This is a genomic window from Vibrio mediterranei (genome assembly GCF_900088415.1).
GTDB lineage: Bacteria > Pseudomonadota > Gammaproteobacteria > Enterobacterales > Vibrionaceae > Vibrio > Vibrio mediterranei.
Genome location: NZ_FLLQ01000001.1, coordinates 1,189,550 through 1,212,905 on the forward strand (window position 1 = coordinate 1,189,550; position 23,356 = coordinate 1,212,905).

Annotated in this window: 24 protein-coding genes; 11 read left to right on the plus strand and 13 right to left on the minus strand. The window is 44.6% G+C overall.

Annotated features, from left to right (window positions below; translation table 11 throughout):
* Nucleotides 1–42: 42 nt before the first annotated feature.
* The 4 genes from VME0621_RS05210 to xsc all read right to left on the minus strand — a co-directional run bounded on the left by VME0621_RS05210 (nucleotide 43) and on the right by xsc (nucleotide 4,486).
* A complete protein-coding gene (locus VME0621_RS05210) occupies nucleotides 43–468 on the minus strand; it encodes a nuclear transport factor 2 family protein (RefSeq protein WP_006069824.1) in 426 nt (141 codons plus the stop codon).
* A 266-nt stretch (nucleotides 469–734) separates the two neighbouring features.
* Nucleotides 735–1,547: an FRG domain-containing protein gene (locus VME0621_RS05215; RefSeq protein WP_062456331.1), complete on the minus strand. Its 813-nt coding sequence runs from the start codon at nucleotides 1,545–1,547 to the stop codon at nucleotides 735–737.
* Between the two features lie 28 nt (nucleotides 1,548–1,575).
* Nucleotides 1,576–2,466: a YeiH family protein gene (locus VME0621_RS05220; RefSeq protein ID WP_231892908.1), complete on the minus strand. Its 891-nt coding sequence runs from the start codon at nucleotides 2,464–2,466 to the stop codon at nucleotides 1,576–1,578.
* Between the two features lie 208 nt (nucleotides 2,467–2,674).
* Nucleotides 2,675–4,486: a sulfoacetaldehyde acetyltransferase gene (gene xsc, locus VME0621_RS05225; RefSeq protein WP_006069821.1), complete on the minus strand. Its 1,812-nt coding sequence runs from the start codon at nucleotides 4,484–4,486 to the stop codon at nucleotides 2,675–2,677.
* 268 nt (nucleotides 4,487–4,754) lie between these two features.
* Here xsc and VME0621_RS05230 point away from each other — a divergent pair, with 268 nt between their 5' ends.
* Both VME0621_RS05230 and VME0621_RS05235 read left to right on the plus strand, forming a co-directional pair.
* Nucleotides 4,755–5,744 (plus strand): AAA family ATPase, encoded by a 990-nt coding sequence (locus VME0621_RS05230; protein WP_062456334.1) that lies wholly within the window; start codon nucleotides 4,755–4,757, stop codon nucleotides 5,742–5,744.
* Complete coding sequence (locus VME0621_RS05235; protein ID WP_062456337.1) at nucleotides 5,737–7,467, plus strand: cobaltochelatase CobT-related protein; 1,731 nt, start codon at nucleotides 5,737–5,739, stop codon at nucleotides 7,465–7,467. The genes VME0621_RS05230 and VME0621_RS05235 overlap by 8 nt, the downstream gene beginning before the upstream one ends.
* A gap of 66 nt (nucleotides 7,468–7,533) precedes the next feature.
* On the opposite strand, the gene VME0621_RS05240 is transcribed toward VME0621_RS05235, so the two are convergent.
* On the minus strand, nucleotides 7,534–8,292 hold the full coding sequence (locus VME0621_RS05240) for a sulfite exporter TauE/SafE family protein (protein WP_062456340.1): 759 nt from the start codon (nucleotides 8,290–8,292) through the stop codon (nucleotides 7,534–7,536).
* Nucleotides 8,293–8,300: 8 nt separating this feature from the next.
* Nucleotides 8,301–9,350, minus strand: a complete 1,050-nt coding sequence (gene pta / locus VME0621_RS05245; protein WP_062456343.1) for a phosphate acetyltransferase — start codon at nucleotides 9,348–9,350, stop codon at nucleotides 8,301–8,303.
* A 156-nt stretch (nucleotides 9,351–9,506) separates the two neighbouring features.
* Here pta and VME0621_RS05250 point away from each other — a divergent pair, with 156 nt between their 5' ends.
* Entirely contained in the window at nucleotides 9,507–10,295 is a 789-nt protein-coding gene (locus VME0621_RS05250) for an IclR family transcriptional regulator (protein ID WP_006069816.1), read from the plus strand.
* Between the two features lie 32 nt (nucleotides 10,296–10,327).
* Here VME0621_RS05250 and VME0621_RS05255 read toward each other — a convergent pair whose 3' ends face one another.
* Nucleotides 10,328–10,984, minus strand: coding sequence for a Qnr family pentapeptide repeat protein (locus VME0621_RS05255; protein ID WP_006069815.1), 657 nt, complete (start codon nucleotides 10,982–10,984; stop codon nucleotides 10,328–10,330).
* Between the two features lie 436 nt (nucleotides 10,985–11,420).
* Here VME0621_RS05255 and VME0621_RS05260 point away from each other — a divergent pair, with 436 nt between their 5' ends.
* The gene (locus tag VME0621_RS05260; protein ID WP_062456346.1) at nucleotides 11,421–12,431 is read left to right on the plus strand and encodes an arginine deiminase-related protein; all 1,011 of its coding nucleotides are present in this window, start codon (nucleotides 11,421–11,423) and stop codon (nucleotides 12,429–12,431) included.
* A 62-nt stretch (nucleotides 12,432–12,493) separates the two neighbouring features.
* Here the strand turns inward: VME0621_RS05260 and phnE (VME0621_RS05265) are convergent, their stop codons facing one another.
* From phnE (VME0621_RS05265) to phnC, 4 genes are read right to left on the minus strand one after another with little or no spacing between them, the layout of a single operon-like run.
* The gene (gene phnE / locus VME0621_RS05265; RefSeq protein ID WP_062456349.1) at nucleotides 12,494–13,360 is read right to left on the minus strand and encodes a phosphonate ABC transporter, permease protein PhnE; all 867 of its coding nucleotides are present in this window, start codon (nucleotides 13,358–13,360) and stop codon (nucleotides 12,494–12,496) included.
* Nucleotides 13,357–14,232: a phosphonate ABC transporter, permease protein PhnE gene (phnE, locus tag VME0621_RS05270; RefSeq protein WP_062456353.1), complete on the minus strand. Its 876-nt coding sequence runs from the start codon at nucleotides 14,230–14,232 to the stop codon at nucleotides 13,357–13,359. The genes phnE (VME0621_RS05265) and phnE (VME0621_RS05270) overlap by 4 nt, the downstream gene beginning before the upstream one ends.
* Before the next feature lie 60 nt (nucleotides 14,233–14,292).
* Complete coding sequence (gene phnD / locus VME0621_RS05275; RefSeq protein ID WP_006069811.1) at nucleotides 14,293–15,216, minus strand: phosphonate ABC transporter substrate-binding protein; 924 nt, start codon at nucleotides 15,214–15,216, stop codon at nucleotides 14,293–14,295.
* A 42-nt stretch (nucleotides 15,217–15,258) separates the two neighbouring features.
* Nucleotides 15,259–16,098: a phosphonate ABC transporter ATP-binding protein gene (gene phnC, locus VME0621_RS05280; protein ID WP_038227561.1), complete on the minus strand. Its 840-nt coding sequence runs from the start codon at nucleotides 16,096–16,098 to the stop codon at nucleotides 15,259–15,261.
* 278 nt (nucleotides 16,099–16,376) lie between these two features.
* Here phnC and VME0621_RS05285 point away from each other — a divergent pair, with 278 nt between their 5' ends.
* The 3 genes from VME0621_RS05285 (at nucleotide 16,377) to VME0621_RS05295 (ending at nucleotide 18,822) form a co-directional block, all read left to right on the plus strand.
* The gene (locus VME0621_RS05285) at nucleotides 16,377–16,808 is read left to right on the plus strand and encodes a MarR family winged helix-turn-helix transcriptional regulator (RefSeq protein ID WP_231892909.1); all 432 of its coding nucleotides are present in this window, start codon (nucleotides 16,377–16,379) and stop codon (nucleotides 16,806–16,808) included.
* 21 nt (nucleotides 16,809–16,829) lie between these two features.
* Complete coding sequence (locus tag VME0621_RS05290) at nucleotides 16,830–18,035, plus strand: multidrug effflux MFS transporter (protein ID WP_006069808.1); 1,206 nt, start codon at nucleotides 16,830–16,832, stop codon at nucleotides 18,033–18,035.
* Nucleotides 18,036–18,159: 124 nt separating this feature from the next.
* Nucleotides 18,160–18,822 (plus strand): NADPH-dependent FMN reductase, encoded by a 663-nt coding sequence (locus VME0621_RS05295; protein WP_062456358.1) that lies wholly within the window; start codon nucleotides 18,160–18,162, stop codon nucleotides 18,820–18,822.
* A 13-nt stretch (nucleotides 18,823–18,835) separates the two neighbouring features.
* Here VME0621_RS05295 and VME0621_RS05300 read toward each other — a convergent pair whose 3' ends face one another.
* Both VME0621_RS05300 and VME0621_RS05305 read right to left on the minus strand, forming a co-directional pair.
* On the minus strand, nucleotides 18,836–19,309 hold the full coding sequence (locus VME0621_RS05300; RefSeq protein WP_062456582.1) for a peptide-methionine (S)-S-oxide reductase: 474 nt from the start codon (nucleotides 19,307–19,309) through the stop codon (nucleotides 18,836–18,838).
* A gap of 95 nt (nucleotides 19,310–19,404) precedes the next feature.
* Nucleotides 19,405–21,165 (minus strand): SgrR family transcriptional regulator, encoded by a 1,761-nt coding sequence (locus VME0621_RS05305; protein ID WP_065311650.1) that lies wholly within the window; start codon nucleotides 21,163–21,165, stop codon nucleotides 19,405–19,407.
* Between the two features lie 202 nt (nucleotides 21,166–21,367).
* Between VME0621_RS05305 and VME0621_RS26525 the strand changes: the two genes are divergently transcribed.
* The 4 genes from VME0621_RS26525 to VME0621_RS05320 all read left to right on the plus strand — a co-directional run bounded on the left by VME0621_RS26525 (nucleotide 21,368) and on the right by VME0621_RS05320 (nucleotide 23,331).
* Complete coding sequence (locus VME0621_RS26525) at nucleotides 21,368–21,535, plus strand: hypothetical protein (RefSeq protein WP_006069804.1); 168 nt, start codon at nucleotides 21,368–21,370, stop codon at nucleotides 21,533–21,535.
* 86 nt (nucleotides 21,536–21,621) lie between these two features.
* Nucleotides 21,622–22,218: a sugar O-acetyltransferase gene (locus VME0621_RS05310; protein WP_062456368.1), complete on the plus strand. Its 597-nt coding sequence runs from the start codon at nucleotides 21,622–21,624 to the stop codon at nucleotides 22,216–22,218.
* Between the two features lie 24 nt (nucleotides 22,219–22,242).
* Nucleotides 22,243–22,809 carry a sugar O-acetyltransferase gene (locus tag VME0621_RS05315; protein ID WP_031493768.1) on the plus strand — a complete coding sequence of 189 codons (567 nt, stop codon included), beginning with the start codon at nucleotides 22,243–22,245 and terminating at the stop codon, nucleotides 22,807–22,809.
* Nucleotides 22,810–22,812: 3 nt separating this feature from the next.
* Nucleotides 22,813–23,331, plus strand: a complete 519-nt coding sequence (locus VME0621_RS05320) for a phosphoribosyltransferase (RefSeq protein ID WP_062456371.1) — start codon at nucleotides 22,813–22,815, stop codon at nucleotides 23,329–23,331.
* Nucleotides 23,332–23,356: the final 25 nt, after the last annotated feature.

Here is a 23,356-nt window from a genome sequence, read left to right on the forward strand (position 1 = left end):
CTCTCCTAGTCATAACACGTGAACGAACAGTGGTTGCCGCGTTTACTTATTGGGAGTGATTACTGGTCGAGTTTTTCTAAAGGCGTTCTTAACACTGATCTTCCCTTCACGTAGCGTGAAAACGTCCACCATACGAGCTTCGATAACAGTGCCATCTGGGTTAGTTGCGGAGAATGTAGATTCTGTTACTGCTCGATCGCCGCAAACAAAGTGCACAGGGTCGCTCCAAGCTGCGTCTGGAAAGTTTTGCCATACCAACTCAAAACTGTTGCGAACCGCTTCGTACCCTTCAATGGTGTTTCCTAGCAAGCCATCACCTGCAACAGTGTGGAACACACAATCATCGGTCATAAATGACATCAAGGCTTCGATATCGTGGTTATTCCACGCATCACTAAAGGACTGTAAAAATGTCGTATCGACTTGGTTTTCCTGCACTAATGTCGCGGCATTGGTTTGCATATTCATATTCCAGGGTCCTTTTATGTTTTCGTTATTGATTTAATACAAAGCAGTTTTAGACTGCCGTTTTATTAGAGTATTTAAACTAGAAATACAGCAAGTTAACAAATTTATAACATAACTCCAACTCTAACTTTGAGTTATGGTATGTACAAACTTTAAGCTCACAGATTTAGTTTTTTTATAATTTAATTATTGACCTCGTTAGATTTAAAAGCATTTATCACTCACTGATAATTCAAACGCTTGTTTACTTTCTCTGCTAATTCTTTCTAGTCGAAATCAAAATCTTGATGATACTTACGTCCATATTGTTCCAGTTTTCTATCATGAACAATTACTTCAAGGTCGTTACTTATTTCACCCTTATTAGTCTTACCGTTATTATCTACATTATGTTTGGAATCTATATTCGTCATTTTTTCTTCAACTGTTATTGAAGTTTTGTTTAATGCACTCATAGATATTAGCTCCTTTAATAAGTTATTTTTTACCGATGGCGATATGTAAATAGATATCAAATCCGTTACATATCGCTGATCATCATAAAGAGAAAGAAGGCTGCCATTTCTTTCCTTTTCAAATGGATGAATTGAGTACCATTCATCGTTTTTCGTAGTTCTAAAATTGCAGTCGGTCGCTTTAAATATTTTCGTATTTTCAATGTCATGGGGAGATTTTACAAAATTCACCTTATGACAATCCCGGACCTTAAGAATATTTACACAGTCCTCTGTTGAGCTATTACAAACCGACCACATTACGTTAAACAGACTGTCAGTCCATTCAAGTAAACGCGTTGGAAACCCTTGCTGATTGGATAAACACATTAATAGCCATTCATTGATGTCACGAGAGTCCAACATCGGCATACCGTAAACTTTCATAGTTGAAAGAAGCTCTTGTTCTACTCGCCTTAGATTATTACTATTTACTTTACCCAAGCTTGGAATTAGTCCGCCTTTTGAACATTCTTCTGCTCGATATATCAAATGGTCATTATTATTGCATTCAGAAAATAAATTCACTATTTCATATAGTTCTTCTATTGTATTTATATAATGCTTATCATTCATAATGAACACTCTTGCTACCGAAATATGAATTAGCTAATTAAATCATTCTCTGGGTGTAAATTACCGCCAACATATACCCAGCAATGAACATTGCATTTAGTAAAAGCAATATGATTGGTTTCCACCCTAATGAGAAAAGCTTCTCAAATGATGTCTTTACGCCTAAGGCTGCAATTGAAATAACCAAGCACCACTTAGATATTTCTGACATGCCTTCCGAGACAGAATCAGGGACAAGATTAAAGCTATTGACAACAATCAGAGCAATAAACACCAATAGGAAAAAAGGGATTATTGGCGCATTAATATTGTTTTCCTTTCCGTCACTTTGTTTTTGCGCTCGAAATGACAATGCGATTAGCAGTATCACTGGCATTAGCATGGCTACTCGGAACATTTTCGCCAACGTTGATGCATCACCGATCTCTGTCGACAACATAAAACCTGCCCCAACAACCTGAGCGACATCATGAATTGAACCACCTAAGAACATGCCTGCTTCACTGGATGACAACTGCAATGAGGTCACCACTAATGGGTAAAGCACCATAGCAATCGTTGAAAACGCAGCCACACCAATGGCAGTCATTAACGTGTACTGCTCATTCTCTTTGTTTTGCGGTATCGTAGATGAAATGGCCATCGCCGCAGAAATACCACAGATTCCCGTTGCGCCACCTGCAAGTAATCCAAATGTGCCAGAAACATTCAACAGCTTGGCAAAAAGTAGGCTGAACATGATAGTCAACACCACCGCACCAGCAAGAATACCAACGCCATCTAATCCGATAGTACTGACATCGCTGTATGCAATGCGTACCCCTAATAAAGCAACACCTATGCGCACCAATTTTTTAGCTGCAAACTCGATACCTGCACCACATTTTTCATGGTCAGAAAGAAAATGCAGAGAAATACCAAGCAACAATGCATAAAGAAATTTGGGACCACCATAATGGTCGGAGACGAACGTCGCACCTGGCTTATTACTATGCTGAGTAATAAGCCAGGTGCGATACCCGTCGCTTCTCCATACAGCGTTCTCGGCATTTTCATGGTTTTCGAAATCATCGCGCTCACCTTTCCGTGTGTTCGTATTGTCCGGCCAAACATTGACCGGACAGTCTTCCCGTGACCTATACGTAGTCTTTGTATTTATCTAGGAAGCGAACCGGTTTTGATAGCGCATCACGACGGAACGGGTCGCCCAGTTCTTGTGTACACATGATTTCAATAACCGTCGTTTTGCCTTCGTTCATCTGCATATCGATGGCTTTTTGAAGAGTTGGGCCGACATCTTCTAGTTTATCAACCGTGATCCCTTCAGCGCCCATCGCACGTGCAATTTCCGCGAAGCTTTGGTTATCTAACTCGCCTGCAACGAATCGGCGGTTGTAGAAATCCACTTGGTTTTTCTTCTCTGCGCCCCACTGACGGTTGTGGAATACTACTGCAGTCACAGGAATGTTATGACGAACACATGTCATGGTTTCCATCAGGCTCATTCCCCACGCACCGTCACCGGCATAAGAAATAGCTGGACGATGTGGTGCAGCAGCCTTCGCACCAATAATGGTTGGGAATGCGTAACCACAGTTACCAAAACTCATTGCTGCAAAGAAGCTACGTGGCTTTTCAAAACGCAGATAGCTGTTAGCAACCGAGTTGATGTTACCAATGTCGGTAGAGACCATGACATCTTCTGGCATCGCCTTTTCCAACTCACGAAGCACTTGGCGAGGGTGGAGATACTCACCACCGGAGAACGGCGTTTCTTGCGCGTTTTCTTCAATCATATCTAGGCTGAATGGGTCACGTTCGTGCGTCCACTCATCCAGTTCCTTCTCCCAGAGTGCTTTTTCTGTTGCGACTGTGTCTTGGCGAGACGCTTTATTTTCGTCACATAGCAGTTCGCGACCTTCCAAACGCTCTGTTAGTGCAACTGCCGCCGCTTTAGCATCACCACAGATGCCCACGGAAATTTTCTTAACCAAGCCAAGCATCTTGTTGTCTGCATCGATTTGGATGATCTTCGCGTTTTTCGGCCAGTAATCCATACCATGCTGAGGTAAAGTCCCAAATGGACCAAGACGAGTACCAAGAGCAATAACAACGTCTGCTTGCGCCATCAACTTCATTGCTGCTTTCGAACCTTGATATCCAAGAGGACCACACCATAATGGGTGACTTGCTGGGAAGGAATCGTTGTGCAAGTAGCTGTTTACAACTGGTGCGCCAAGTCTTTCTGCTAATGCAGCACATTCTTCGACAGCATCTGCCATCACCACACCACCACCAGAAATGATGACTGGGAACTTCGCTTCAGCAATAAGGTCTGCAGCTTCATTCAGAGATTTTTCGCCACCTGGCCCTCTATCTAAACGAGCAGGTTTTGGAATTTCCGTTTGAATCTCACCATAAAAGTAGTCACGCGGAATGTTCAATTGCGTTGGACCCATCTCACTCATCGCACGGTCAAAACAACGCCCCGTGTATTCCGCCATACGATCGGGGTGCGTCACATGACCTTGATATTTAGTGAACTCTTGGAACATAGGAAGTTGGTTACACTCTTGGAAACCACCCAGTCCCATTGTTTTTGTTCCGGTTTCTGGCGTGACGATAACCACTGGGCTATGTGCCCAATAAGCTGCTGCAATCGCAGTAACACAGTTACTGATACCCGGACCGTTTTGTCCGATAACCACGCCATGACGACCAGATACTCGTGAGTAACCATCCGCCATATGAGCAGCGCCCTGCTCGTGAACCACTGGAATTAATCGAATGCCAGCAGGAGCAAAGATATCCATTGCGTCCATAAATGCTGACCCCATGATGCCGAACATGTCAGTAACATCATTGGCGACCATAGTTTCAACAAACGCTTCTGATGGTGTCATCGTTGTATTGCCGGAAACAACCGTGCGTTTTTCTTGCTCGCTCATCCTTCCCTTCTCCTTGAGTTGAACTAAAATTTCATTTTTCGGAATGAATTGTCTCTTTTTTAAATTCACATTCACCTTAGTAGTAGAATTTTTGCGCGTCAATTTTTTATCTTAAATTGGAATATTTCATTCCAATTAATAAAACTAGATCACATTATTGATAGTTTTTTGTACAAAAAGTATCGTTAACTCAGGCTACGCTGTTCATAATCGATGAACATCACCAACCGTTAGCGGAAATTTGCACGCTATATAGAGGGAATGAGCAATGAAAGAAAAGGAATGGGTACCGACGAAACAGGTTAGCGTTAGAGAGTACTTCGGTATTGATAGTGACTTAACCGTGTGGGCGTTTGAGGAAGCTGGAGAATACGTTCCACAAATCGACCCCAACTACTGTTTTGATCCCGAAGTAACGTTGGCCATCCTAGCTGGCTTCTCATCTAATCGCCGAACTTTGATTCAAGGTACGCACGGTACCGGTAAGTCTTCGCATATAGAACAAGTTGCTGCCCGACTCAATTGGCCTTGTTTGAGGATCAACCTTGACGGTCATCTAAGTCGATTAGATTTGATCGGCAAAGACAGCATAGTTATAAAAGATGGAATGCAAGTGACCGAATTTAAAGAAGGGATTCTGCCACAAAGTATCCAACAACCTATCGCTTTGGTATTGGACGAGTACGATGCAGGGCGACCAGACGTGATGTTTGTGATTCAACAGTTACTTGAGCAAGATGGCAAATACACGTCTCTGGAGCAAAACCGTGTCATCACTCCGCATCCTTATTTCCGGTTGTTCGCTACCTGTAACACCCTAGGTCTTGGCAACTTCTCGGGTTTATATTCCGGTACTCAAGTACTCAATCATAGCCAACTAGACCGATGGAATATCATTGCGACTCTGAACTATCTCGACCCTAAACACGAAGCTAATATCGTGTTATCCAAGAATCCGGAACTTAATAATGAGCTTGGCTTAGCACTCATCGAGCAAATGATTGCGACAGCAGGAATGACGCGCAATGGATTTATGGCAGGCGATCTTTCTACCGTTATGTCCCCCAGGACCGTGCTGACTTGGGCAGAGAACATTCGAATCTTTAATGATGTTGCAACAGCGTTCCGGCTGTCCTTCCTAAATCGATGTGAAGAAGAAGAAAAGCAACTTGTTAGCGAGTACTACTTCCGATGCTTCGGCGAACCTTTGATTGCGAGCACTTCCTCCTCGACTATGGAGCAGACAAGCCATGGCTAATGTGTCGTCTCGACAGAAGAAGATTCTTGACCTAAGCGTTTCTGTTGCCCGCGCAATCAGCGGGGATGCCACGCTAAACTACCGTGGTGAGCGATTGTATAAAGGCGACCAACCTTGCTACTTTCTCTCAGCGCATGCTAACGATCTCACGTTTGTTTCTCGACATGAGTTAACGAAAAGTAAACTGGCGATGCAGGGAAAGATAGACTCTTCAGCATTCCGACTATTGATTTCTGACGCAGAATTACATTATTCGCTGCGTCCAAGTCATGAAGTAGAACGGCTCCTATTCGACTTTTGCGAACAAGTACGTATCGAGTCGCAAATCCCGCATTACTTAGCTGGTATTCAGACCAGCACTCGATTTAATTTCAGTTATTGGAGTGAGCAGTATCATCAAAACGGCTTTACCGAGTCTCGTCTCGGGATGCTTCTTTTCACTCTTATGCAAGTCATTTACACACGTATGATTGGCATGCCGGTTTCAGAGCCTATCGCCGAAGCAATAGAATCTACTCGCGCAGGGATCGTGCCGATAATCGGCACCTGTTTAGTTCAGCTTAAAAAACACCGTTGCGATCAACAACTATATGCTGCTTACGCTAAGGAGCTTGCCGCGCTAGCCAGTGAACTCATAAAGCAAGAGCAGGAACAATCCAACAACCAGCCCACACCAACAGTAGAGGAAGACATTAAAATCCTCGCGCAACTTGCCTTGATTGTAGACGGCGATATTGAAGATCATGACGTCGAAGCAGACATCACAGGCAACAGTAAAGCTTTTCAATTGGCTGGAGCAAATTACCAAGTGTTTAGTCGGGAGTTTGACAGAGAGGTTAGAGGGGACACTTTGGTTAGACGAGCATTACTACTGGATCTACGGCAAAAACTCACAGATGACATGATGGCTAGGCAAGTGAATACTCGCCGGTTGGCCGCTATCTTGTCTAGTATTGTACAAACTCCTCAGCACAATAAGCGCCAAGACCATCTCGAAGAGGGGGTCGTCAACGCCGACACTCTCACGAAGCTGGTTACGTCACCTCTTGAACGCAGCATCTTTTCACAGCCAGAACTAGGCATCTCCCACCAATGTGCAATTACCTTTCTAATGGACTGCTCTGGTTCTATGCAAAAGCACAGTCACAAAATGAGCTTGTTGATGGATACTTTACTTAAATCGGTAGGGTTAGCCGATATCCCTTTCGAAATTCTTGGTTTCACGACCGGTAACTGGAATGGTGGAAGAGTATATCGACAGTGGCTTCAGCAAGGCCAGCCAAAACACCCTGGCCGTCTGAACGAGCTTAGACATATCGTCTTCAAAGACTTTGAGACACATTGGCGACGCGCTCGACTCGGAATCGCCAGCTTACGAAAGGCTGATATTTTTAAAGAGGGCATCGATGGAGAAGCCGTCCAGTTCGCCACCCAACGTTTAACATCGCAAGGGGCGCAACGAAAAATCCTCATCATCTTCTCAGATGGTTGCCCTATGGACACCGCCACCAGCACCGCCAACGATCAGTTTTATCTCGACAACCACCTAAAGCAAACCATAGAGCGCGAATCCCACCGTAATAACATCGAGATCTACGGCGTCGGCATGGGCATCGACCTGAGCCCCTACTATCGCAACAACATCACCCTAGATGTGCAAGAAAGTTGTTTGTTTAGTTTATGCCGAGAGGTGTTTGGGATGTTGAGAAAGTACGCAAGTTAGAGTAACAGTGTGGCGACTAAACATAGCTAAGTTGAGGGTTTGACCGTAACTAGATGGGGGGACCTTTCACACCAACACCGACGCAGATACCCCCATTAAATACCCTCCAATAACCATCAAGACACCGAACACCGTCTTTCTTAACTGATCGTTTGATAATGGAGGCGGATAACGCCTAGCGATTAGAGTGACCAAAGCCACCAGCGGAACGGCAATGACAGATAACCAAAGGATACTGACACTCAAGCTACCGTCGAAATACACGTAAGCGGTGCGCGAAGCCGAGGTACAAGCGAAGACCATCAACAGCGTGCTGCGCACTAATTCAATAGAAAAAGGCTGCCGATAAAGATGGTAAACAATCGGTGGGCCCGCCATACCAAATAGACCGCCAGTAAGCCCCGAACCAAAGCCAGAAAATAGAAAAGACGCTGCAGCAGAACGCCGCATTAACGTTTTCGGTTTAAACATGAAATTGAGTCCAGCCGCTAAAATCATGACACCAAGAAGACCGCGTAACATATTGGTTGCCGATTCACTGAGTTGATCAAGCAAAAATACTCCAGCAACGACACCCGGTATAATGCCAATTACCAGAACCAACATGGTTTTAAGATCACCAGATAATGGTTTACCTACCAACGCCACCAAACAATTGAACAAGGTAACAATACTCACCACCGCTGCAATCACAGGTAAAGCGACCAGATTTAGGCTCACCGTCAAACCAATGACAATGATGCCAAGGCCAAAGCCAGTTACTGTCTGAAAATAGGTGCCAATGACTATGGTGGCAAGAATGGCGAGTAACGTCGGTAATTCCATTTGTTTCCCTAGTTGGTTATCCCTTCTTTTATTGAAGCGGGTGGAGTGTGTTTGATGTTTCGATCTTGTTGGGCTTGCACTGCAGTAACCGCAATAACATGAAGAATATCCTCGGCGCTGCATCCCCTAGATAGGTCATTCGCAGGCTGATTTAACCCTTGCAACAACGGTCCTATAGCTACTGCACCACCTAATCGCTCCGCCAACTTGTAACCGATGTTTCCGGCTTCCAAATTGGGGAATATCAGTACATTTGATTTGCCCTTGACTTGTGAGTCAGGCAGCTTCTTTGCAGCAATTTCAGTAACAATTGCCGCATCCAACTGTACATCTTGGTCAACAGCGATGTCAGCGCAGCGCTGCTTTACAAGTTGTGCGGCATTGCGAACTTTGTCAACGGACTCATGTTTAGCGCTGCCGTTGGTGGAAAACGACAACATGGCAACTTTAGGTTCTTCCATTAATAGCGATTTGGCGCTGGCTGAAGCTGAAATCGCAATAGACGCCAGCTCTGCTTCATTCGGATCAATGACTAATCCGCAATCACTAAAAATCAAACCACCTTTGAGGTTATGAAAAGGCTCACATAACATCATTAAAAAGAAACTCGATACTAGCTCGCTATCGGGAGCAGGACCGATGATTTGAAGCGCTGCACGAACCACATCAGAAGTAGTGTACACAGCACCATTCACAGTACCGTCGCCTAGCCCTTCTCTGACCATTAGGTTGGCGAAAATAAGCGGGTTTTGCACTTGTTCGAGCGCGTCGTTGTAAGACATACCTTTTGCTTTACGCAGCAGATATAACCGCTCTGCTAACACTTCTTTAAGCGGTGAACTCTGTGGTGAAACAATATGAATGCCAGCGAGACTCACATGATACCGCTCCGCAGCCTCTGCAATGGTTTGTTCGTCGCCAACTAAGGTAATGTATGCCAATTGCTTATCGACAGCCATGCGAGCAGCGGTAAGCACACGAGGGTCTTCTGCTTCACTCAACACCACCCTCTTACGATCTAAGTGAGCTTTGTTGACAATCCTTTCTATCGCCTTCATATAACAAACTCCATTTATCGAGACGTATTGTTCCATTATTTTATTTCATGTTAATGACACTAATACAAAAGATCAAATTTTATTCAGAAAATGGATATATACTAAATTGGAATGTACAATCTTAGACTTCGACGTATCGCAAGGATGAATGACTCTATGCCAACAGAAACACCACAAGTTCAAGGAGATACTCCTACACTCAGACTTTTTGCACTATTAGAGGTGATAGCGCAAAAAGACGAGTTCATATCTCTTCAAGGATTAGTAGAAGAAACGGGATTACCAAAGCCAACCCTACATCGTATGCTGCAGCAGTTAGAGGCCGCAGGCATCATTCAAAAAGATGGGGATGAAAAGCACTATAGCTCCGGAATTCGTTTGAGAAAGCTAGCCGAGAATTTGTTGCTAAACAGCACCATGCACAGTGCCCGCCGCACGATTCTTGAGAACCTACGGGCCGAAGTGGGCGAAAGCTGTAACCTGACAGCGCTCTCCAGTGGCGAAATCATTTACCTCGATAGAGCAGAGACAGAAGCCCCGCTTCGCTTCCACTTACATCCAGGTTCGCGTGTTCCTGTTCACTGCTCTGCAACAGGCAAACTGTTTCTCGCACATATGTCGAAGTCACAGCGTAGACGCCTGATTGAAAACGTTCCGCTTACTCAATATACCGTGAACACCATCACCGAATACTCAGAATTGGAAAAAGACATTGAGGAAGCAAAGATTCAAGGTTTCGCTATCGATGATGAGGAATTCTTACCTGGCTTGGTGTGTATTGCGGTTCTGGTACCCTCTCCAACCGGGCAATCTAACCTCGGTTTAGCGATACAGGCTCCGGTTATTCGCGTTAAACCGGATGAAGCCATCAAGTTCTTGCCTGCACTACAAAAAGCAGCGAAGGCACTGGCAAAAATAGAAGCCGATAATTGGGGTAATGATTAACCCCAAATCTGATGAAAAGGCACCAAGAGCACTTAGCCCGGTAGAACTACCAAACCCAGTGGCTCTAATAGCTGCTCTTGTTGCCAGTCGCAAATTTTGACTCCGGTGAGATCCACTCTTCTGGGGTCCAGCCCCTCAAGATCTACATGACACAAATCCGCTCCTTGAAACCGAAACTGCGACCAAGCGTCCGCTGAGAATACCCCACGGCTGAGATCTGATTCTTTTAATGACGCTCCCATTAAGTTAGCCCCAATCCAACGGTTCTCAAACAGCTCGCACTTTTCTAAAACCTGTCGCTCTAGGTTGGCATAAGACAAGTTACAACCCGTGATATACGCAGAACAAAAATACATAGTGTGACTGACTTGATTGGCAAATCTTGCACGCTGGAAATTCGCCCCTTTCAAGTCACATTCACGTAGCTCTATGCCAAAACAATCAGCTCCTTCAAAATTACACATGGCTAACTGGCAATTATTAAAACTGGCATCCTTCAAATTGGCATAGTCAAAATGACATCCTTCTAGGTCCGAGGTTTCGATGAATTTACAACGCTCAAACCTTGCATCCGTGAGATCTGCCCGAGCAAAGTCACAGTGAAAAAACTGACAGTTTTCAAAAACGGCTCCAGAAAGATCTTGCCGAGAAAAGTCATGGTGTTGGAATACTTTATCTTTCAGATTCATAGTGTTGCTCCTCATTATGCTGCGAGACTAACACTCATAACGCACAGTTCCTAGAAAAATAAACCTTTAAAATACAGTACATTACCACCCCTATAAATCGCCAATTTAAGGCCCCTAGAAACGCTCCTAAGCTTATTAAAACTTTCTCATCGGATGCTCGTACTCGAAAAAAAGTTTAATGACTCTTATCAGCGATTAGGAGTTCTTTATGATCGTTCCGTACACATGAGTTCACGAAATACTTCAATTGCTTAAACTGAACGCTCGTTCCAAATCATTTTGAACGAACGCTCAAGATAAAATTAATAGCGGAGAAAATCATATATCATTGTTTTTAAAGTTTTTTAAACTGTTGTTTTCTCCCATCGGTGTCTGATTATGGACAGAGACGAGACAATGGCATGCTCACTTTACAACAACTGCGTGAGGTGGATAAATGCAAAAAATGTTAAGTAAAACCAGAAAATCTGATATTTGGGTCGGGTCAGAATGGGGAACTCTGAAAGAGGTAATCATTGGACGCGCCGACCAACTCGCCTACCCGGTTATCGGCAAGACCTTAGCCAACCGCATGGGCATCTTTAATAAAGAAGATCGAGACAAAATTATGGTTGATGGCGGTCAGTCCTTTGCTGACGCCGATCCGGTTCGCTTTAAGAAAATTAAACAAGAAGTCGAAGATTGGGTCAAACTGCTTGAAACTAAAGGTATTAAAGTACACCGTCCAAGATTGTTAACCGAACAAGAACTACTCTACAAAGAATCCGGTGTAGGCTCGTTGTTTGTGAAAGACCCGCTCTCAGTAGTTGGTAACATTGTCATCGAAGGTGCTAATCGCTTCCCAATGCGCCATAAAGATGTGTTCACATATCGCCATATTCTTAATGAACGTGTCGCAGGTACCGATGCTAAATGGGTCAATATACCAATGCCGGAAACAGATATGGAGTGTTCGGAGGGCGGCCAAGGCCCATTTTTAACCGGTGGTGACATATTCGTTATGGGCAACAATAACGTGTTGCTGGGCTACAACGGTATTGACTCCAATATGAAAGGATTACAATGGGCGGCAGATCTCCTGCATTCACAAGGTTGGACCGTTCACTTTGTCGAATATAGCCCAGAGGTAATGCACCTTGACTGTTGCTTGTCCTTACCTCGAGAAGGCTTAGCATTAGTCTGTCTAGATGCCTTCCCTCACGGCTTGCCAGATCTGATTAAAGACTGGGATATTGTCAATTGCACATTGGAAGAAGCTCGAATAGACGCCTGTAATGGTCTCCCATTAGGAAAAGGGGTTTATGCCATGTCGAGCGAGTTCAAGCATATTGGTGATCAGCTTGAAGCTAAAGGGATCGAAGTTCTCTACACAGATATGACTGAAACCAATCACGCCACTGGTGGTGGAATGCGTTGCAGTCATGCCGCATTGGTACGTGAAGACTAACCCTTTAGCACACAAGAACAAGCACCCAGGGTTAGCCCGTTTTAAGGCTAACCCTGCGTTGACTAACGCTTTTCATACAACGGGACATTCTCTCCCACAATGTATTTCTGTCTCAGAATACTCGATACCTTATCCAGACCCATGATGATGGCAACAAGAACCAGCGTAATAAACGTCACTACATCCCAATTCCACAAGCGCATGTTCTCCGCATAAACTAAGCCGATACCGCCAGCACCAACAAAACCTAATACCGCCGCAGAACGAGTATTTGATTCCAATTGATACAAGGTTAATGCAAGAAAAGTCGGAAAAGACTGAGTAAAGATGGCAAAACGATGTTTCTGTAGATTATTCGCGCCCAACGCGGTTAAGCCACGTGACGGTTTCTTATCTGCTGATTCGTGACTCTCTGCATACAGTTTTCCGAATAGCCCTAGATCTTGAACGAATACCGCCATTACACCGGCAAGAGGCCCTAAGCCCACAGCACGCACAAAGATCATGCCCCAAATCGCCATATCAATTCCGCGTAAAACATCGAACACACGGCGCATAAAGGTAGCAATAAAGCGAAATGGTCCCGTCATCACGTTACGAGCAGCCATAAATGACAAAGGCAACGCCACAAGAGACGCCGTTAACGTGCCGCCAAATACAATCGCCAGTGTTATCGCTATTTGCTTAAAGTAATAGGCAAACGGCCAATCCCAAAAGTCTCTCCATACAAACATATGCAGGAAATAGCTCATAATTTTGCTATTGCCCATTTCAAACTGCTTTGAAGACACGCCAAAAAACGTAAAGAACAAGAAGTAGTACACCAAAACGCTGCTCGCGAGCATTGCAACAATGGTTAAATAACGTTTTTGTTGCGAGAAAATCGCTTTATTTTCTTGTTTGATTTGCTCTAACGTTAGTTCCGTCATTTTACATCTCCACTGATGACTTTTTTGCGTAACACTCCAGACGTCATGTCTATGAGCGCGACGACAATGATGATCAACAACAGCGTGATGCTGACCTGATCATGTCTACCCAAGCTAATATTCGTCATCAACTCTTGACCAATACCACCCGCCCCAACTAAACCAAGAATGGTCGATGAGCGAAAATTGATTTCAAATCTTAGAAATATATACGACAGTACTGTTGGCTTAATCTGCGGCCAAAAGGCAAAACGTAGTCGTTGGACTGGTGTTGAACCACACGCCGTTAGACCTCGAACTGGCTTATCAGAAATGGTCTCGATGGATTCATAAAACAGCTTGGTCAAGCTACCTATCGTATGCAGCGTCAGTGCCACGAACCCAGGGAACGTTCCGACACCATAAGCCATCACAAACATCACCGCCCAAGCAAGCTCCGGCATGGTGCGCAAGAAGGCAACAAAAGAACGCACTGCCACTCTGACAGATGCAGGCGCATAACCATTACTGGCGGCTAAAAATGCCAAGATAATCGCAATAACTGATGAGACTAGAGTCGCGGCGATCGCAACGTTAATGGTTTCCCACAATAGAGGGATTTGAATCGGTAGTCGGTAGCCCCAATAGATGAGTGAACCCGGAACCGCGCGACCAGTCTCATCGCGACTGGCGAATAAGACATCCCATGACAACTGCGGAAGTGTGTCGTAGATATAATCAAAAAGTGCAGGCGCGTTATGTAGAATGGTTGAAAGGCTAAACTCTGCATAATGCCCAGAAAGCAAGTAAAGCAGCATAAACATGGAAGACCACATAAGTGCATCCATCTTCTGCTTACGACGAGCCTGTTGGTAATATTGTTCAAACTGCATGAAATTGACCGTAGAAGTAATAAGCTGGCAGCGCCTGCCAGCTTTTAATTGGAGGGGGGATTAACGCTGAGCGAATTTAGTCGCTTTAACTAAGTCGATGATTGACTGGTATTCAGCAACACTGGTCTCTTCTAGGTGAAGCGACCCACCCGCCGCTTTGCTAAAGCAAGCGTTGTCTTCACGGTCCAGTTTCTTCACAGCAGCAACAAGCTTATCTTTGAAATCGGGGTCTAGGCGGTTGCTAACAATAGTTGGGCCATTAGCGATAAGTGGCGATTCCCAAATAATGCGGATTTTTTTCATTAGGTCAGCGTCGTGGTCCATATAACGTAGCAACGCCCCAGCGCTATACCCTTTATCTGCATCGCCCACCATTGATGACCAAGTTACCGCAGCATCAAACTGACCGTTAAGAACACCAACGATATCTTGCTCATGTCCACCAGAGAAGTTGACCGATTTGAAAAAACCATCAAATTGATTATCCATATTTCCACCCAGAGTGTTTTCTAACTGGTTGTTTGGAATAAGGAAACCTGACGTTGAATTTGGATCAGCGAAGGAGAATACTTTACCTTTCAAATCTTCAATGGACTGATAAGGGCTATCTTCTTTAACTAAAATAACCGAATGATAGCCGCGAGAGTTGTCAGTGTTATCTACTGTGATACCCACCAAATCTACCGCTTTAGGGTCGCTCAAATATATTTCAGCATACGATTTTGGTGACATGTTGATAACCAGATCAATCTTCTCACCTAACAAACCTTGAATCACAGCATTGTAGTCACTTGAGTTGCGGATATTAGTTTTTACACCAAGCTCGGCATTGAGAAAATCAGCAACACACTGGTTATCACCAATTTGGTCTGCTGCATTTTGACCACCTAGAATACCTAGATTGATTTCACTTGGAGCAGCCGCACTTGCGTTAAAAGTCATAGCAGACGCAACAGCGATACCAATAGATAGAAGCTTTTTCATCACTTGTCCTTAAAATTTATTGTGTCCAGTTTTCCGATTGGATTAGTTGATTTGGTCGATCTCATCGCCATAGAGACGATGTAAAACATCATCATTGAGGCCAGAAGGATGTCCGTCGTAAATCACCTTACCTTTGGCAAGACCGATTACGCGGGAGCAATACTCCTGAACCAGTTCGATTGAGTGAAGATTTACCATTACCGCCACACCATCACGGCTAACTTTTTGCAGCGCTTCCATAATGCGAACGGTATTTTTTGGGTCTAACGAGGCCACTGGCTCGTCGGCAAGCAGGATCTTGGGGTTTTGCATCATCGCACGGCAAATCGCCACACGCTGTTGTTGTCCCCCAGAGAGGTTTTCTGCGCGTTGCAGTGCGTACGGCAACATGTTAAGCCATTTAAGCAGTTGGATAGCTTGAGCTTTGTCTTGGTCGCTGAAGATTTTAAGCAGCGATTTAAGCGTCGAGGTATGGCTCAAACGTCCAAGTAAGACATTGGAAATCACATCCAAACGAGGCACTAAGCAAAAATCTTGGAAAATCATGCCACAGTGAGTACGCCACTCACGGATTTCTTTTCTCGACATTGATAGTACATTGTCAGTCGATAAGTCTTTATGCACATTAAGAATTTCGCCGCTGGTCGCGGGTATGGTGCCATTCAACGTATGCAGCAACGTAGACTTTCCTGCTCCAGAACGGCCTACCACCGCAACAAATTCGCCAGCGTGAAGATCAAAGCTGATTCCATCTAGAACCACTTTTCCTTGTTGGTAAGACTTAGTCAAAGCGCGAGTTTCAAGAACTTTTCTACCCAGTTGCGGCGATGCAAACTCTTCTGCATCCGATACAACCGTCAGTTCAGGCATGGTCATGGCCATAAGTTTCATTCCAGTCAATAGTAGTTATTGATTGAATATTAGAGCGTGGATTTTTGACGAATTCGGGATAGTTTTGTGACTAATTTATGAACAAACAAAGTGCACCATTCAATAGAACTACGCCAATAACTACTTTTAATTCAATATATTAAATAGCAAAAACTGCACATCTATGATTTTTGCTCTTAGAACAAAAACTCAAAACTGTGACTAATTAGTTGATCTAATCAACTAATTAGCTAAAATGGTTGACTAGATCAACTAATTGGCCTTCATTGATGATAATAGACTATCGAGCAATTAATCACGCCTTACGTGAAATTCGAATGAAAACCCGCGGCAAGATGGTGGCGGAGATCACCCGTCAAAAAGTCGAGTTTTCCCCCCTTGAGCATAAAGCTATGAGTGATATTCGTGCCTTCGGCGGCGCCTCTCAGCAGAAGTTAGTCGAGTCAATGAACCGAGATAAAGCCCAAATTGCGAGAATTATCGCAAGGCTTCATCGTCAAGATCTCATCATCAAACAAAGTTGTCCTAACGACCGACGCTCCGTTGCACTATACCTCAGCCAAAAAGGGGAAAAGCTGCTAGAACGCCTCGACCAAGTCGAAATGGAAATGATAACGGAAATGCTAACTGGGTTTTCTCAGGCCGAAGCAAGCACACTGAAGCAGCTATTAGAACGCGTTAACGACAACTTGAGTTACTAATTTCACCCACAGGAGAATCATTTGAAATCAACACAACCCATCCTTGGGCAAAAAGGCACTCTATTTTTTCTCGTTATTATCAGTGCATTTCCACCATTAACGATTGACCTTTATCTGCCAGCTTTGCCTACTATGGTCGATATATTTAGTACCACTGAATCAATGGTAAACCTCACGTTAAGTAGCTATTTCGTTACTTACGCGATTGGTCTTCTATTCTGGGGGCCGCTAAGTGAGAAATTTGGTCGCAAGCCAATTTTATTGATAGGTATCGGTGCTTACATGCTTGCTAGTATTGCCTGTGCGATGGCAGGAAGCATTGAGCACCTCATTGGCTCAAGGGTACTACAAGCGTTTGCTGGCAGTGCCATTACTGTCGTCTCTACCGCCATCGTCAAAGATATGTTCGAAGGACGTGAGCGCGAGAAAATCATGGCCACTATCATGTCGCTCGTGATTATTGCGCCAATGGTCGCTCCCGTACTCGGTGCGTTTCTTCTCAAAGTCGCTTCATGGAGAATGATGTTCGTGACCTTGGCAGTATTTGGCGCGTTTGCCTCCATCTTAGCCATGTGTTACCGCGAAACACTGCAAAGTCAGTATACAGGCTCTTTGGCTCGCTCTTGGACTCGACTTGGCGTGGTAATGACGAATCCAAGATTCGTGATGCTGCTGTGTATTTTCTCAATCGCACCCATGGCCCTTATGGCCTTCTTAGCGGCCGGTTCGTACATTTACATCAATGGTTTTGGCCTGACTGAGCAAGAGTTCAGTTACTATTTCGCATTCAATGCGATGTGCGCCTCTTTAGGCCCTTCTATTTACATGAAGTTATCCCGCCATATTTCAGTACAAAAAGTGATTACTTTGTGCTTTTTTATTTTGGCACTGATGGGTGTGTTAACGCTCAGTATTGGTTCTACCGCGCCTTGGGTCTTCGCATTAATAGCCGCTCCAGCGACGCTAATGGTTATTATGATGCGAGTGCCTGGTACCAACTTGATGCTTGATCAGCAAGACAAAGACACCGGCTCCGCTGTGGCATTGATTCAGTTTTTTGCCATGATTTGTGGCTCTGCGGGCATGTTGCTGGTTTCCATGCGTCCCGACGCACTCATCGCCAATTTAGGTATGATTCAGCTCTCAATCGGCATTGTGGGTGGTCTATTATGGTTTGTGGTTCGCAATCGAGCATTTGTCACAGACAAGCTGGTCAAAAGTGTCTAATTAGACTCCTAAAAATCAGAAAAGGGGCAAGCGCTCCTTTTTTTGTGACTTCTCATTGCAACAAAATCCAGACCCTTTAAGCTAAAACGAACAACATCAGAAAACATTAGGGAAGTACTAGATAGTGAAGTTATTGATTTTTCTCGGCTCTGTAAGAGAAAGTACCCCACCTCGCCCCGCACGACTGGGCGCAAGAGTCAGTGATGCCTGTCAGTCTCTGCTAACACGCTTTTATCCCGAGATTGACGTGGAAATCATCGATCCTCTTACTTTGAGTTTTGATGCGGTTTTTAAACCTGAATTTGCTTACAGCCGAAGTAAAGTACCAGAAGGCTTAAAGCAGCTGGCAGCGAAGATTGAACAAGCTGATGGCTATGTGATGGTCTCACCTGAGTACAATCACTCTATGAGTCCAGCACTTGCTCACCTTCTTAACCACTTTGGCAGCTCTCTATTTTCTTATAAACCCAGTGCAATTGTGACCTACTCTGCAGGACAGTGGGGCGGCGCTAGAGCAGCCGTTTCAATGCGAACTTTTCTCTCCGAGCTAGGCTGTTTGCCAGTATCTGCCATGATTCACATTCCCAATGCTGCTAGCGTATTCAATGAAAAAGGTGAGGTGCTAAACGAAGCATCTCAACAAGAGTGGGATAGCTATATGAATCGAACGCTTGCTCAACTTATTTGGTGGGCGGAAGGTGCCAAAGTTCAGCGCAGCGCCAGCGATCCGGCCGAACTTATTCATGCGTTTCAACGCGATCCTTCACAGAGGAATGCGCCAAAATAGTCAGCACTTGAAGCTATTTTTTGTACTTATGCAAAATCGCCTTGGGTATATGGCAATAATCATTGGGGTGAAGCGTGAGCCGATCTTGATGCTCGTCATCACTCTTTACGTAGTTACTAAGTAGCAACACCTCTACCACGATTTTATCTGCATCGGAACGCTCGGCAATGTAGCGTTTCGCTCGCTCAAGATGTTCTGGATTTACACTATAAACTCCAGTGCGATACTTCTCTCCTACATCTACCCCTTGCTTGTTGACGCTATAGGGGTCAATGATTTCAAAAAAGAAATCCATAAGCTCCTCAATTGACACTTGGTTCGCATCAAATTGAGTTAGAACACACTCAGCGTATCCATCGTAATCACACTGTGTGGTACTCGCACTGCCATTGGCTCTACCCGCTTCGGTATTTATGACCCCAGGTAAATGTCGCATAAACTCTTGGACGCCCCAAAGGCAGCCACCAGCGAAAACTATCTCTTGCATCGTAAATTCAGTCATCCACGTCTCAAACTGTCGGCTACTTTAGCAGAATTATGCCAACATCAACTCCAACCTGTTGTTAAAGTAATACAGAAACTCTACTCCTCGACCCAGACGTTCTTAATATCCGGCCAGCCCCAAATAGTCATGGATACGCCTTGCAGCTGGTCAGCAAAATTCAGAGTTTGCTTATGGTGAAACAGTGGGATTATCCATCTATCAGAGACTAATGTCGATGCGATCGGTTCAAGGACCGTCATATATTCCGTAGATTGGTTCTGTTGTCTCACTTGTTCAAGCTCATGTTGCAGCCATTGCTCCGTGGACGGTGTCAGGCACTGTCTTAACACTCTATCCGTCGCAAGCCAAATAAACGCCGAAGACGGTCGGTTGTCATCCAAACTCATGCTGGTGAGGATAATCTCTTCCTCAAGATTATGACGCGCGCACAGTTCGTAAAAGTCGGCATAACTGTATTCGTTAATCTGACAGCTCACACCAACCCGCAGCAACAAATCGGCAACTACTTGGGCGCTTGCGCGTAAAGCATGATGTTGGTAGATGGCGATATCTAGCTGCTTCGGCAAAGGAGATGTCTCTGCTGGAGGAATCAATACTTTCATCCAGCTTGGCAAAAGGTTGTATGCCGCAATGCCCTGAACTCTGGCTGCGTCGTTATTGGACAACTGCTGCAACACCGGCCTTGAATTCATCAACTGACCAAGATAGTGACGCTGCGTGCTATCCAGAGCTGCAGAGTGGTTGAACATCGCCAGTAAGCAGCCATCCTCAATCCGGCTCTGAGGAGTCGCCTGAGTTGATGGTTCAGTACCGCTTTCAGTTGAGACCAAATGACTACAAACAGCATCATAGGGTGTAGGTAAATCATAAGTAGAAAGTGAGGTAGAACAACTGCTTGTTCCTGCTTTTGGGAGTTGCCAGATCGTCACGCTGTCTGATAGTGCACAAAGGCCGTGATAATGCTCAAACGCCTGTAAATCAAGCTGTTCCTGAGAATGCTCGACTAGCTTAAAGGGACCACTACCAATACGAACGGAATTATTTTCTAATTGAGCGCTCGGTAATACAGAGAATCGGTAATCCGCTAGCAGTGCAGCAAAGCTTGGCTCTGGCTGAGACAGAGTGAACTCAATACACAATCGCCCCACGGCGCAGATCGTCACAACATTAGCTAACAAAGAACAATAATTAGGGTGCTGTTTAAGACGCATGAAGAGTTCAGCAATGGTCTCTGCATCTATTGGTGCTTCGTCATGAAATCTAAGATGAGGTCTTAGATAAAATCGCCAAGTTAGCGCCTGCGAGTCATAGCGCCAATGATGAGCCAGATCGGGTTCGACATTTCCCTCACCGTCACAGCGCGTCAAACAAGAGAATACTTGTCGGGTTAGGAATCGCTCACTATTTCGTAACGAGTTGGTGGTATCCAACGGTGACAATAAGCGGTCATAAGTAAGCTGAATATGAACTACGCCTTCTCTTACTTGCGGACCGGCAGTTTGTTGTAACACTTGTCCGAATAACGCTTTATCCCCACCTAACAGTTGCAGTGCTTTTTCATAGTGACCTTGCGAGATATGCTCTGACGCAACATTGACGACCAACGTGCTCTCAGAATGGTTTAGATGAAGTATCGAGCGTTGATTCCGTCCCACTTTGGGTTGCCAATCGATCCACCCTTTCTCGTCAAGCTGTTTAAGTAAGGTTCGACTATGCCGCGTACTGGTAAACATCAGCTCCGCAAGCTTATCTATTGTGGTACTGATGTCTTTATTCGTTCCTAATACCGCTAGACGTTGATAATACAGCAGTGCTCTATCGTTACTTATTTCCGGCATTTCTATATCACCTTAGTTCCACATAAGACCAAAAATCAGGCAAACATAACCTCATCCAGACAAATTAACGTTAAATGTGGAACTAAACAACACCAATTACTCAGTTTTTGCCCTCCTATTAATTGTTCATAATCTATCTCGAGTCTTGAACACCAACAGCTCCACACCAAATGACTGTGCCACGATTAATGAGGACTAAATTATGTTGAAAGCCATCAAAAACGCACTCACATTCAATCTTTCTGAAACCGATCTCGATGAAGCGATAGTCTGTATTGAGCAAGCCGTCAGCGAATACACAAATTCATTAATGGCTCTATATGAGTGGGAAGAAAACACCAATGAGAAGCGGCTGTCAGATTCGAATTAAACCTTTCGAAGTCTGTGGCTTATGGATAAATCGTAGTGCTAGGATATCGATCATTATCCAATACCAGCTTAATAGTGAATACCTACATGAATCCAATGTCAAAACTGCACAGTCAAAATGTCTATGCTTATGATGAAGCGCTTGCTGAACGTCAAACTGAGTGTTTAGAAACACTGTATGACTTTAATCATACCCGCCCTAGTGAGACCAAAAAACGAGAGCAAATAATGCAAATTTTGTTCGCAGAAGTTGGTGAAGATTGTTATTTAGAGCCTCCTGTACATGCTAATTGGGGTATCCATACCCATTTTGGTAATAACGTCTACGCTAACTTCAATCTCACGCTGGTTGACGATACCCATATTTACATTGGTGACCATGTAATGATTGGGCCTAATGTAACCATAGCAACGGCTGGACACCCTATTGAGCCAGAGCAGCGCAAGGTTCTAGCTCAATTCAATATACCCGTTCACATTGAAAATAACGTTTGGATTGGTGCTAATACTGTCGTGCTTCCGGGCGTGACTATTGGAGAAAACAGTGTCATTGGCGCTGGCAGTGTGGTGACGAAAGATATTCCTGCCAATGTGGTGGCAGTTGGTAACCCTTGTCGAGTACTCAGAGAGATTAATGACCGCGATAAAACCTACTTTTACAAAGATCGTCGCTTTGATGAGTAGAGCTTAAAACACTTGAGTGACCTTATGACTGAAAGAGAGAAAATGCTTGCGGGACTTCACTATGACCCAAGTGAGCACACCTTGGCGACGCTGCGCACTGCAGCGCGCGATCTAACCGAACAATACAACCGTACTTCTCGTCACCAAAATAATGATAGGAAGCAATTGCTCCAGCAGTTGTTTGGCACTATTGGTGGTGAGATTAAAATTGAACCAAACTTTCATTGCGATTATGGCAAGAACATTCATGTTGGCACCAATTTTTACATGAACTTTGGCTGTGTCATTCTCGATTGTGCCGAAGTACGAATCGGCGATAACTGCTTTATTGGCCCTCAAGTAGGGCTATATACCGCTTGCCATCCACTGGACCCTACAACTCGGAACACGGGTATTGAGTTCGCTAAACCCATTACGATTGGAGATAACTGTTGGATAGGAGGGCACGCAACGATTAATCCTGGCGTTATCATTGGTAATAACGTTGTCGTTGCCTCAGGTGCAGTCGTTACAAAAAGCTTTGCAGATAATGTCGTGATTGGTGGAAACCCAGCACACATCATTAAACATCTCGAAATAGAAGAGGCGTAGCCAATGAAGAGTCAACATATTGGAGAGCTGGTTCTCAGTACAGAGCAGATACAAGACGGCGTGATTGCGATTGCGGACGTGCTTAATAACGATTTTGAATCTGCGGCCATCATCAGTGTTGTTCCGGGAGGCATACTGTTTACTGCCGATCTCGTCCGTCACCTCACCTTTGACATAAAAATGGACTATATTTCCTGTCCTCATACTCCTGGCGATAGCAACAACTCTTCAGAAATTGTTTATCATCAGAACATAAGCATTGAGGGTCAAGACGTCATTGTTATCGACGATGCGATTGAATCAGGAGGGACGATGAAGCGACTGGTCCAGTATCTTGCTGAGAATTTTGCCCCGAAATCGGTCTCTATTGCCACTCTGTTCGTAAAACCCGGTCGAGTGGATATCCCATTCCAACAGTTTTACGCCTATGAAATGGAAAACGACGACTTGCTCGTTGGTTATGGCTTACCGTGGCAAGATAAACTCAGAAATGTGCCTTATGTTTCTAAGTTGGTGAAATAGCCTAGCTCCTTACTAAATTACAACA